At 69.7% G+C, this 11,699-nt stretch carries 12 protein-coding genes; 11 read left to right on the top strand and 1 reads right to left on the bottom strand.

Annotated features, from left to right (window positions below):
* Nucleotides 1–75 precede the first annotated feature (75 nt).
* The 11 genes from EJO71_RS19885 to EJO71_RS19835 all read left to right on the top strand — a co-directional run bounded on the left by EJO71_RS19885 (nt 76) and on the right by EJO71_RS19835 (nt 10,765).
* A complete protein-coding gene (locus EJO71_RS19885; RefSeq protein ID WP_125950304.1) occupies nt 76–1,281 on the top strand; it encodes a M20 aminoacylase family protein in 1,206 nt (401 codons plus the stop codon).
* Nucleotides 1,282–1,331: 50 nt separating this feature from the next.
* Entirely contained in the window at nt 1,332–2,306 is a 975-nt protein-coding gene (locus EJO71_RS19880; protein WP_240651455.1) for a tripartite tricarboxylate transporter substrate-binding protein, read from the top strand.
* 122 nt (nt 2,307–2,428) lie between these two features.
* Complete coding sequence (locus tag EJO71_RS19875) at nt 2,429–3,142, top strand: glycine zipper 2TM domain-containing protein (protein WP_125950305.1); 714 nt, start codon at nt 2,429–2,431, stop codon at nt 3,140–3,142.
* A gap of 171 nt (nt 3,143–3,313) precedes the next feature.
* Complete coding sequence (locus EJO71_RS19870; protein ID WP_125950306.1) at nt 3,314–4,228, top strand: dihydrodipicolinate synthase family protein; 915 nt, start codon at nt 3,314–3,316, stop codon at nt 4,226–4,228.
* Nucleotides 4,229–4,312: 84 nt separating this feature from the next.
* Nucleotides 4,313–5,446 carry a branched-chain amino acid ABC transporter substrate-binding protein gene (locus tag EJO71_RS19865; protein ID WP_125950307.1) on the top strand — a complete coding sequence of 378 codons (1,134 nt, stop codon included), beginning with the start codon at nt 4,313–4,315 and terminating at the stop codon, nt 5,444–5,446.
* Between the two features lie 18 nt (nt 5,447–5,464).
* A complete protein-coding gene (locus EJO71_RS19860) occupies nt 5,465–6,403 on the top strand; it encodes a 4-hydroxyproline epimerase (protein ID WP_125950308.1) in 939 nt (312 codons plus the stop codon).
* Nucleotides 6,404–6,414: 11 nt separating this feature from the next.
* Nucleotides 6,415–7,518 carry an FAD-dependent oxidoreductase gene (locus EJO71_RS19855; protein ID WP_125950309.1) on the top strand — a complete coding sequence of 368 codons (1,104 nt, stop codon included), beginning with the start codon at nt 6,415–6,417 and terminating at the stop codon, nt 7,516–7,518.
* On the top strand, nt 7,515–7,763 hold the full coding sequence (locus EJO71_RS19850) for a (2Fe-2S)-binding protein (RefSeq protein WP_125950310.1): 249 nt from the start codon (nt 7,515–7,517) through the stop codon (nt 7,761–7,763). Before EJO71_RS19855 ends, EJO71_RS19850 begins: the two co-directional genes overlap by 4 nt.
* Complete coding sequence (locus EJO71_RS19845) at nt 7,760–9,037, top strand: FAD/NAD(P)-binding oxidoreductase (RefSeq protein ID WP_240651456.1); 1,278 nt, start codon at nt 7,760–7,762, stop codon at nt 9,035–9,037. Before EJO71_RS19850 ends, EJO71_RS19845 begins: the two co-directional genes overlap by 4 nt.
* Before the next feature lie 26 nt (nt 9,038–9,063).
* Complete coding sequence (locus tag EJO71_RS19840) at nt 9,064–9,738, top strand: GntR family transcriptional regulator (RefSeq protein ID WP_125950312.1); 675 nt, start codon at nt 9,064–9,066, stop codon at nt 9,736–9,738.
* Nucleotides 9,739–9,832: 94 nt separating this feature from the next.
* Nucleotides 9,833–10,765, top strand: a complete 933-nt coding sequence (locus EJO71_RS19835; protein WP_125950313.1) for a fatty acid desaturase family protein — start codon at nt 9,833–9,835, stop codon at nt 10,763–10,765.
* Here the strand turns inward: EJO71_RS19835 and EJO71_RS19830 are convergent.
* Nucleotides 10,762–11,652 (bottom strand): EamA family transporter, encoded by an 891-nt coding sequence (locus EJO71_RS19830; protein WP_125950314.1) that lies wholly within the window; start codon nt 11,650–11,652, stop codon nt 10,762–10,764. The two genes, EJO71_RS19835 and EJO71_RS19830, sit on opposite strands and share 4 nt — an antisense overlap.
* Between the last annotated feature and the right edge of the window lie 47 nt (nt 11,653–11,699).

Here is an 11,699-nt window from a genome sequence, read left to right as displayed (position 1 = left end):
TGCGCCCGGCGGGCGGCTGCGCCAGAATCGTTCGCTTCTTTTCATCGAACGACTCCGCAGCCAGCAGCCCCCGCCATGAACATCGCCGATTCCTTCGTCGCCAACGCCGCCCGTTTCGTCGAGATCCGACGCGACATCCACGCACACCCCGAGCTCGGTTTCGAGGAGCACCGCACCTCCGAGAAGGTGGCGAAGCTGCTCACGGAATGGGGCATCGAGGTGCACCGCGGCATCGCGGGGACGGGGCTCGTCGGCGTGCTGCGCAAGGGCACGGGCAGCCGCACCATCGGCCTGCGCGCCGACATGGACGCGCTGCCGCTGCACGAGGCCAACGAGTTCGCCCACAAGTCGACGAACCCCGGCCGCATGCACGCCTGCGGCCACGACGGCCACACGACCATGCTGCTGGCCGCCGCCTGGCACCTGTCGCAGCAGGGGCCCGACGACTTCGACGGCACCGTGCATTTCATCTTCCAGCCCGCCGAGGAGATGGGCAAGGCCGGTGCGAAGAAGATGATCGACGAGGGCCTGTTCGAGCGCTTCCCGTGCGACGCGGTCTTCGGGCTGCACAACTTCCCGGTGGGCGACGTCGGCCGCTTCGCGCTCAACGAGGGCGCGCTGATGGCCTCGAGCAACACCTACATGATCACCGTGCGCGGGCGCGGCACGCACGCCTCGATGCCGCACACGGGCATCGACCCGGTGGCGGCGGTGGTCACGCTCGCGCAGCAGCTGCAGACCATCGTGGCGCGCACCATTCCGAGCACCGAGCGCGCACTGCTTGCCGTCACCCAACTGCAGGGCTCCGACGCGCCCAACGTGATTCCCGACGTGGCCACGGTGGGCGGCACCATCCGCACCTTCTCCATCGACGCCATCGACAAGCTCGAAGCCCGCCTGCGCGAGGTAGCGGCCGGCGTGGCGGCGGCGCACGGCTGCACGGCCGACGTGTTCTTCAGGCGCTCTTCGCCGCCGACGGTGAACCACCCGGCCGAGGCGCGCTTCGCTGCCGGCGTGATGCGCGAGGTGGTGGGCGACGACATGGTCACCGACGACTTCCCCGCCGTGATGGGCGCCGAGGACTTCGCGCACATGCTGCTCGCGCGGCCCGGCTGCTACGCCTTCCTGGGCAACGGCGACGGCGACCACCGGCTCGACGGCCACGGGCCCGGCCCTTGCATCATCCACAACACCTCGTTCGACTTCAACGACGAGATCATCCCGATCGGTGCCAGCTACTTCGTGAAGCTGGTGCAGCGCTGGCTGCCGTCGGGCGCCTGAAGCCTTCCCTCCTTTTGTTGTTGATGATGAAGAAGAAAGCGGCCACCACGATGCCTTCGACCCTGTTCACCCGACGTTCCCTCGGCGCGCTTGCCGCCGCTGCGGCGCTCTGCGCGTTCGCGCCCGTGCATGCGCAGCAGCGCGTGCTCCACATCGTCGTGCCCTTCGCCACCGGGGCGGTGCAGGACACGGTGGCGCGCGCCTTCAACAACGAGCTGGGCGCGGCGCTGAACGCCAGCGCCATCGTCGAGAACCGCGCGGGCGCGGGCGGCACCGTGGGCGCGGCCCTGGTGGCGCGCGCGCCGGCCGACGGCAACACGCTGATCCTCGCGGCCGCGAGCCACAACATCGCGGGCTTTCTCTACAACAAGCTGAGCTACGACCCGCTGAAGGATTTCGTCGGCGTGGCGAATGTGGGCAACGCGGGCTATGTGCTGGCGGTGGCGAGCGGCATGGGCGTGTCGAACACGGCCGACTTCATCAAGGAGGTCAAGGCCAACCCCGGCAAGTACAACTACGCCTCGGCCGGCAACGGCAGCGCCACGCACCTGGCGATGGCGTCGTTCCTCGCGAAGGCGGGGCTGCAGATGACGCACATCCCCACCAAGTCGACCGGCGAGGCCGTCAACGAGGTGCTCGCGGGCCGCGTGCAGGCGGTGATCTCGTCGAGCATCGGCGTGATCGGCTTCCAGGACGACGCGCGCGTGAAGCTGCTGGCCTCCACGGGCCAGTCGCGCAGCCCCTTCCTGCCGAAGCTGCCGACCGTGGCCGAGAGCGGCCTGCCGGGCTACGCCTTCGATTCGTGGATCGGCCTGCTCGCGCCGGCCGGCACGCCCAGGGCGGAGGTGGAGCGCATCAATGTCGCGGCCAACAAGGTGCTGGCCGATCCGGCGATCCAGGAGCGCTTCAAGCGCCTGGGCGTGGAGCCGCGCAGCCAGAGTGCCGACGAATTCCAGAAGCTGCTGCGTTCGGATTGGGATGCCATGGGCGCCGTGGTGAAGGCTTCGGGGGCGAAGATCGATTGAGAGGGTCCGGGGCTTGCCGCGCCCCGTGTAGGACGCCGGTCAATTGACAACGCGCCGGCCGCGTTCATGCTTCCTCGTGGGTTCCGGGGCATTCCGCCGCGGACCGCGAAAGGAGCTTTTTCATGGACCCGACGTCGCCATTCAACCCGCCTCCGGGCCAGCCGGTGAGCAGATCGCCCAAGGCGCTGTGGGCAGTGATCGGCGCTCTATCAGTGGCCGTGGTGGCGCTGGGCGGGGTGCTGCTGCACCGGCAGCAGGGGCCGGATGCGGCTGCGAGTGCGCCGCCGCCTGTCGCCGCCGCCGCGTCGCCCCAGGCCCCGGACGATTTCAAGCCCGAGGCGATGCCGGCGCCGCCTGTCGCGCCGGCACCTGCGCCTGCCAGTGCGCCGAACGTTGCGCCGGCCCCGTCCCCCATCCAGCCCGCGATGCCTCAGACGCCGGCTCAGGCGATGCCCGCGCCGGCACCTGTCGCCGCCGCGCAACCCGCTCCGCCGCCTTGCGCGGTCTGTGGTCGCGTCGAATCGGTCCGCCCCGTGCAGCGCGCGCAGAAAACCACCGGCGTGGGCGCGGTCGCGGGCGGCGTGGTGGGCGGCCTCGTCGGCAACCAGTTCGGCCATGGCAACGGGCGCGTCGCGACCACGGTGCTGGGCGCGGTCGGTGGCGGCTTTGCCGGCAATGCCATCGAGAAGCACGTGCGCACGGTCACGGTCTACGAGGTTGGCGTGCGCATGGACAACGGCACGCTGCGCACCGTCGAGACGAAGACCGCGCCGCCCATCGGCAAGCCCGTGACGCTGCGGCGCGGCGTGCTGACGCCCGCGGACGGGCACAAGTAAGAAAGGACGCGGCACCCGTCAGGCCCTCGGGCCGGACGGGTGCTTTCCGCCGTCGGTATCACAGAAGAACCCGGCCCGGAAGAGCGCTTGCCCCACGGATATCTTGACGATATATCCTTAATATATTTAAAGTGCGGCGCTTCCACACCGCATATCCAAAGGAGCGATCAAGTGAGCAATCCCCGCTGGCAAGGCATCTTCCCCGCCGTCACCACCAAGTTCCACGCCGACGAGAGCATCGATGCAGAGGGCACGGCCCGGCACATCGACTTCCAGATCCGCAACGGCATCCACGGCCTCGTCACCTGCGGTTCGCTGGGCGAAGCCAGCACGCTGACGCTGGAGGAGAAGCTGCAGGTCGCGAAGATCGCGCTGGAAGCGGCCGACGGCCGCATCCCGGTGCTGGCCAATGTGTCCGAGACCAGCACGCGCGAGGCACTGCGCTACGTCGATGGCGCCAACAAGCTCGGCGTGGCCGGCTTCATGGTGATGCCCTCGGTGATCTACGTGGCCGACGCGCGCGAAGCCATGCTCAACGTGCGCACCATCGCCAACGCGGCGCAGAAACCCATCATGGTCTACAACAACCCGGTCGCCTACCGCGTCGACTTGAAGCCGCAGCACATGGTCGAGCTCGCCGACTGCGAATGGATCGCCGCCATCAAGGAAAGCACCGACGACATCCGCCGCATCACAGACCTGCGCAACACCGTGGGCGACCGCTACCAGCTGTTCCTCGGCGTCGACGACCTCGCCTACGAAGGCCTGGCGCTGGGCTGCGACGGCCTGCTGGCCGGCGTGGGCTGCGCCTTCCCGCGCGAGACCGTGGCGCTCTACGACCTGATGAAGGCCGGCAGGTTCGCCGAGGCGCTCAAGCTCTACCAGTGGATGACGCCGATGCTCCACCTCGACGTGTCGACCAAGCTCGTGCAGAACCTCAAGCTCATCGACGCGCTGGTGGGCGTGGGCACCGAGCACATGCGCCGCCCGCGCCTGCCGCTCATCGGCGCCGAGCGCGAATTCATCGAAGGCATCGTGAAGAAGGCGCTCGCTACACGCCCTGTTCAATATCAGTCGGTCATGTAATAAACCGACGGCGCGCTGGCGCCGACTTACCCGTCGGCCGCCGGCAGCGTGTTTTTCATCGTCCCCAACCCGTTAGGAAGAAGCATGAAGACAAAAGCAAGCATGGTTTCGTTTCTCGGTCTCGCCGCCGTGGCCCTCGCCGGCCAGGCGCATGCGCAGGAGCAGGTGGTCAAGATCGGCCACAGCGGCCCGCTCTCGGGCCCCAATGCCTTCGCGGGCAAGGACAATGAAAACGGCGTGCGCCTCGCCATCGAGGAGCTCAACGCGAAGAAGCTCGTGGTCGGCGGCAAGACGCTGAAGTTTGAGATGGTCTCGGAAGACGACCAGTGCGACGCCAAGACCGGCGTGAGCGTGGCGCAGAAGTTCGTGGACGACGGCGTCAAGTTCGTCATGGGCCCGTACTGCTCGGGCGTGGCCATTCCGGCCTCGCGCATCTACAGCGACGGCGGCACCATGGTCTCGACCGTCGGCACCAACCCGAAGGTCACGCAGGGCGGCTACAAGAACCTCTACCGCATCATCGCTAGCGACAACCAGATCGGCGGCGCCATGGCCGTGTATGCGGCCAAGGAGATGAAGGTGAAGAAGGTCGGCGTCATCGACGACCGCACCGCCTTCGGCCAGGGCCTCGCCGAGGAGTTCACCAAGGAAGCGAAGAAGCAGGGCCTGACCGTGGTCGGCCAGGAGTTCACCACCGACAAGGCCGTGGACTTCACCGCCATCCTGACCAACATGAAGGCCAAGGCGCCCGAGGCGATCTTCTTCGGCGGCTACGCGCCGCAGGCCGCGCCCATGGCGCGCCAGATGAAGCAGCTGGCCGTGCCCGGCAAGCTGCTGGGCGGCGACACCGTCTGCAGCCCCGCCACCGGCAAGCTCGGCGGCGACGCGGTCAACGACCTGGTGTTCTGCGCGCAGGGCGGCTCCATCCTCGAGAAGGCGCAGAGCGGCCCGGCGTTCAAGGAGAAGTTCAAGAAGCGCTTCAACATCGATGCCGACGCCTACGCCGCTTCGTACTACGACCAGGTGCTCTTCATCGGCGAGTCGATGAAGAAGGCGAACTCCATCGATCCCGACAAGGTCGGCGCCGAACTCTACAAGGGCACCTACAAGGGCGTGGCCGCGACCTACGCCTACGACGACAAGGGCAACATGAAGCAGGCGCCGATCACGGTGTTCACCTTCAAGAACGCGGCTCCCGTGCCCATCGCAAGCTACTGATCCGAAGCGAAGAAGAACATGCAGCGCATCCAGGTCATCGACTCACACACGGGCGGCGAGCCCACGCGCCTGGTGATCGGGGGCTTCCCCGACCTGGGCAAGGGCAGCATGGCCGAGCGCCGCGCGCTGCTGGCCGAGCGGCACGACAAGTGGCGCGCCGCAGCCGTGCTGGAGCCGCGCGGCAGCGACGTGGTGGTGGGTGCGCTGCTGTGCGAGCCCGTCTCCGCCGATGCGGCCGCGGGCGTCGTCTTCTTCAACAACGCCGGCTACCTCGGCATGTGCGGCCACGGCACCATCGGGCTGGTCGCGAGTCTTGCGCACATGGGCCGCGTCGGCATCGGCGAGCACCGCATCGAGACGCCCGTTGGCACCGTGACCACCACGCTGCATGAAGACGGCTCGGTGAGCGTGCGCAACGTGCCGGCCTACCGGCACTTGCGGCAGGCGGCGGTCGAGCTGCCGGGCCATGGCACCGTGCGCGGTGACGTGGCCTGGGGCGGCAACTGGTTCTTCCTCGTGAGCGAACACGGCCAGCGCGTGGCGAGCGACAACCTCGCGGCGCTGACCGACTACACGGCCGCATTGCGCAAGGCGCTCGCGGCGCAAGGCATCACCGGCGCGGACGGCGCCGAGATCGACCACATCGAACTCTTCGCCGACGACAGTGAAGGCGCCGACAGCCGCAACTTCGTGCTGTGCCCCGGCAACGCCTACGACCGCTCGCCCTGCGGCACCGGCACCAGCGCCAAGATCGCCTGCCTCGCGGCCGACGGCAAGCTCGCGCCGGGCGAGGTGTGGAAGCAGGCCAGCGTGATCGGCAGCGTCTTCGAGGCGAGCTACGCGCTGGACGGCGAAGGCCGCGTCATTCCCACGCTGCGCGGCCGCGCGCACATCAGCGCCGAGGCCACGCTGCTGATCGACGACGCCGATCCCTTCGGCTGGGGCATCCGGCTCTGACATCGGGCGGAATGGACGCGGACGTCATCGTCATCGGCGCCGGCATCGTCGGCGCCGCGTGCGCGCATGCGCTGGCGCGGGCGGGCGCGAAGGTGCTGGTGCTCGATGCGGGCATCGGTGGTGCGACCGGCGCGGGCATGGGCCACCTCGTGGTGATGGACGACAACGCCGCCGAGCTGGAGTTGAGCCGCCGTTCGATCGCGCAGTGGCGCGAACTCGCGCCGTGCATGAGCGAAGACTGCGCATACAGCGCCTGCGGCACGCTGTGGATCGCCGCGAACGACGAGGAGATGGCCGAGGCCGGGCGCAAGCAGCAGCGGCTTCGCGAGCACGGCATCGAAAGCCGCCTGCTCGATGCGCGCGAACTGGCGCGCGCGGAGCCCGCCTTGCGCAAGGGCCTCGCGGGTGCGCTCGAAGTGCCTGGCGACGGCATCCTCTATGCGCCGAACGCCGCGCGCTGGCTGCTCGCGCAGGCTGCGGATTCGATCCGTGTCGAGCACGCGAAAGTGGATGCCATCGAGGACGACGGCACGCTGCGCCTCGCGGACGGCACTCGCCGCACTGCGCCGCAGATCGTCCTCGCCAACGGCATCCAGGCGACGGCGCTGTGTCCCGAGCTGCCGATACGCCCGAAGAAGGGCCACCTGCTCATCACCGACCGTTATCCGGGCACGGTGCATCACCAGCTCGTCGAGCTCGGCTACGTGACCAGCGCGCACCACAGCGACGGCGACTCGGTCGCCTTCAACGTGCAGCCGCGTCCCACGGGGCAGCTGCTGGTCGGCTCGTCGCGCCAGTTCGACACCACCGACCCGGCGGTCGAGGCGCCGATGCTGGCGCGCATGCTCCAGCGCACGCTGGACTACCTGCCGGGGCTCGCGAACCTCAACGCGCTGCGCTCGTGGACCGGCATGCGCGCGGCCTCGCCCGACGGGCTGCCGCTGCTGGGCAAGCACCCGTGGCGCGAGAAGCTCTGGCTCGCCGTCGGCCACGAGGGCCTTGGCGTGACCACAGCGCCGGGCAGCGCGCACCTGCTCGCCGCGCTGATGACCGGCGCGACGCCCGATTTCGATGCGGCACCCTACGCGCCTCGCGGACTGCGGGAGCTGACATGAACGGCCACACGCTGCTGAACATCGATGGCCATCTGGTCCGCGTGAAGGCGGGCAGCTCGGTTGCCGCCGCGCTGCGCGTGGCCGGCGGCATGGGCGTGGCCCGAACCTCGGTCACGGGCCAGCCGCGCGCGCCCTTCTGCGGCATGGGCGTGTGCCAGGAGTGCCGCGTGCTGATCGACGGCCGGCGCAGGCTCGCATGCCAGACCGTCTGCACCGAAGGCATGCGCGTGGAGACGGCGGAATGACGAGCGACATTGCGCTGGAACATTGCGACGTGCTGGTCATCGGCGCAGGCCCGGCCGGCATGGCCGCTGCCGTGGCGGCCGCGCCGAGCGGCGCATCGATCGTCGTGATCGACGACAACCCCGCGCCCGGCGGACAGATCTGGCGCGACGGCCCCGGCGCGAAGCTGCCGCCCGCCGCGCGCAAGTGGCGCGATGCGCTCGAGCGCCACGCCAACATCCGCGTGCGCAGCGGCACGCGCGTCGTCGCCGTGCCGTCGCCCGGCGAGCTGCTGCTCGAAGACGCGGAGCGCGCCACGCGCATGCGATGGGGCAAGCTCATCCTCTGCACCGGCGCGCGCGAACTGCTGTTGCCCTTTCCCGGCTGGACGCTGCCCGGCGTGACAGGCGCCGGCGGACTGCAGGCGCTGGTCAAGGCCGGCATGCCGGTCGAAGGCGAGCGCATCGTCATCGCGGGCAGCGGCCCCTTGCTGCTCGCCGCCGCAGCAACGGCGCGCGCGGCTGGTGCGAAGGTGCTGCGCATCGCCGAGCAGGCCTCGTTCGCCTCGGTCGCACGCTTCGGCGCCAGCCTTGCGCGCTGGCCGGGCAAGGCCGCGCAGGCTGTGACGCTTGCCGATCCGCAGTACCGCACTTCGTCGTGCATCGTCTCGGCGCAGGGCGCGACGCAGGTCGAGTCGGCGCGCCTTCGTCAAGGCGGCAGCGAGGTCGAGATCGCCTGCGACCGCATCGCCTGCGGGTTCGGCCTCGTGCCCAACACGCAGCTGGGCCGCTTGCTCGGCTGTGCCCTGGTGGCCGCGGGCTTGCGGGTCGATGCGCTCCAGGCCACGAGCATCGCGGGCGTCTACGCAGCGGGCGAGTGCACAGGTTTCGGCGGCAGCGAGCGCGCTTTGGCGCAGGGCACCATCGCCGGGCATGCAGCCGTGGGCAACGAGCATGCGGCGAAAGCGCAAGAAGGCGAGCGCGCCCGCTGGGACGCCTTCGCCGCGCAGCTGCATCGCAGCTTCGCGCTGGCGCCCGGCATCAAGGCCATGCCGCAGCCCGACACGCTCGTGTGCCGCTGCGAGGACGTGCCCTTCTCCGCGCTGCAAGGCTGCACCGGCTGGGCCGATGCCAAGCTGCACCGCCGCTGCGGCATGGGCGCCTGCCAGGGGCGGGTCTGCGGCGACGCCGCGCAGTTCCTCTTCGGGTGGACGCCGCCTGCGCCGCGCCCGCCGCTGTCGCCGGTGCGCATTGCGACGCTTGCCGGTCTTGGCGATGGCGCCGACACCCGACAATGACGCCGCCGCATCCGCAGAACAAGACCATGGCCTCCCCGAAGAACCCCGTCGCTTCCCGTCCACCGCCCAAGCGCCGCGCTGCCGACGAGGCCTACGACGCCATCGAGACGCTGCTGTCGACCATGCAGCTGCAGCCCGGCAGCCAGATCGTCGAGGCCGAGCTCGCCGAGCGCACGGGGCTGGGCCGCACGCCGGTGCGCGAGGCGCTGATGCGCATGGTGTCCATCGGCCTCATCGTGCAGCAGCCGCGGCGCGGGCTTCTGGTGTCGGCCATCGACCTGGCCGACCACCTCGACGTGATCCAGACCCGGCGAGTGCTCGAACGGCTGATCGCCGCCTGCTCGGCGCGACGCGCGACCGCGCAGCAGCGCATCGACATCGTTCGCTGCGCGGAGCAGATGGTCGAGGCGGCGGGCCGTGGCGATCTCACCGGCTACATGCGCGCCGACCACGCGCTGGATCTCGTCAATCACCAGGCGAGCCACAACGACTCCGCGGTGCGCGCGGTGATCCCGCCCATCGTGCAATGCCGGCGTTTCTGGTACGCGTACCAGCATGAGGGCGAGATCGTCGAAGGCGCGAACGCGCACCTCGAACTGGCGCAAGGCATCGCGACGGGCGACGAGGCCGCTGCCGTCGCAGGCGCCGAACGGTTGATGGACTACCTCGAAGTCTTCGCCCGCAAGATCATCGACAAGTAGCGGCGAGTAGCGACGAGTAGGTCGAAGGTCCTCGCCCCGCACCCCGGGGAATTCCGCTGTCCCGCCGGGGCATGCGGGGGCCATACTGGCCCGCATGGCCGTCGCTCCCCGCGCCCAACCCGAAGACTTCTTCACCACCGACGAGTGGCAATCGCTCACCGCGCGCTCGTCGTGGAAGGGCCTGTGGCTGGTGCTGCATTGCTGGGGCGTGATCGGCGCCGCGATGCTCGTCGGCATCGTGTGGCCGTGGACCATTCCGCTCGTGGTGCCCATCGTCGGGGCCCGGCAGCTCGGGCTCTTCATCCTCATGCACGATGCGGCGCACGCGGCCCTGCATCGCAACCGCAAGGTCAACGACTGGGTCGGCTACTGGCTGTGCTCGTCGACGCTGCGCGACTACCGGCCCTATCACCTGCAGCACCACCGCTTCGTGCAGCAGAACGAAGACCCCGACCTCGTGCTCTCGGCGCCCTTCCCGATCACGCGCGCCTCGATGTGGCGCAAGGTGGTGCGCGACCTGAGCGGGCAGACCTTCTACAAGCAGCGCTTCGGGCATGTCGCCGTGGGCATCCGCAGGCGTGCGCCGGGTGAATCGGCGCTGAAGGTGTTCGGCCGCGAACTCGCAAAGGACCGGCGCTTCCTCGTTGCCAACGGCCTCGGCTTCCTGGCCTTCGCGCTCGCCGGCTACTGGTGGGCTTGGCTTTCGATGTGGCTGCTGCCGATGGCGACCTGGCTGCCGCTGGTGAGCCGCGTGCGCAACATCGCGGAGCATGCGCTGGTCGCGCAGAACGAGCCCGATCCGCTGCGGCAGGCACGCACCACGCGCGCGGGCTGGCTCGAACGCACGCTGGTGGCGCCCTACTGGGTCAACTACCACTGCGAGCACCACATGTTCACCAGCCTGCCCTGCTGGGCCCTGCCGAAGGCGCACCGGCTGCTGCAGCGGCAGGAGGCCATCGCGCGCATGGAAGTGCAGCCGGGCTACCTGGGCCTGCTGAAGCGAGCCACCGCGCTGGCTGCTGCCTAGCGCGCGATTGCGGCGGCGGGTCTCGCCGTCGGTTGCCCGCCGCGCTGCGCATGCTGGCTCAGCCAGATGCTCGCGATCACGATGAGGATGCCCAGCACCTGCCACGTCGACAGGCTCTGCCCCAGCAGCGCCCAGCCGAGGATCACGGCCATCACCGGGCTCAGGAAGGCCAGCGGCGCGATGGTCGAAGGCTCCAGCCGGGCCACGCCGCGGAACCACACGATGTAGGTCAGCGCGGCGCCCACGAGGCCCAGCCAGCCGAAGCCGATCCAGTTGTGCAGCGTGAGCGCGGGCAGCGGCGGTTCCAGCAGCAGCGCCACCGGCAGCAGCAGCAGGCCGCCGGCGGTGAGCTGCCATGCGGTGAAGGTCAGCGCCGACACCGGCGGCTGCCAGCGCCGGCTCAGCACCGTGCCGAAGGCCATCGATACGGCTGCGGCAATGGCGGCCGCGATGCCGAGCGCGTCGAGCGCCGCGTTCGGCGTCAGCACCAGCAGCGCGACACCACCAATGCCGACCACCGCCGCCGCCACGGACAGCGCGCGCACCGGCGAGCCCAGGAAGACGCTGGCCAGGAACACCACCAGCAGCGGCTGCACCGAGGTGATGGTGGCTGCCACGCCGCCCGGCAGCCGGTACGCCGCGAGGAACAGCATGGCCCACAGCAGCGAGAAGTTCAGCGCGCCCAGGATGAAGATGCGGCCCCACCACGCGCGCTCCGGCAGCTGTCGCACGATGGCTAGCAGCAGCAGGCCCGCGGGCAGCGCACGCAGCAGCGCGACGGTCAGCGGGTAGTTCGCGGGCAGAAGCTCGGTGGTGACGATGTAGGTGCTGCCCCAGATGGCGGGCGCGGCGGCGGTGAGCAGGATGTCGGTGGTGCGGCTGGTCATGGCTCGAATCTAGTGAGTTGACCGGTGGTTGTGAATGTCCGAATAAT

The organism is Variovorax sp. 679 (genome assembly GCF_003952185.1).
Lineage (GTDB): Bacteria > Pseudomonadota > Gammaproteobacteria > Burkholderiales > Burkholderiaceae_C > Variovorax.
Note: the sequence above shows the minus strand (reverse complement) of the source record. Positions and strands in the feature narration are given on the sequence as shown.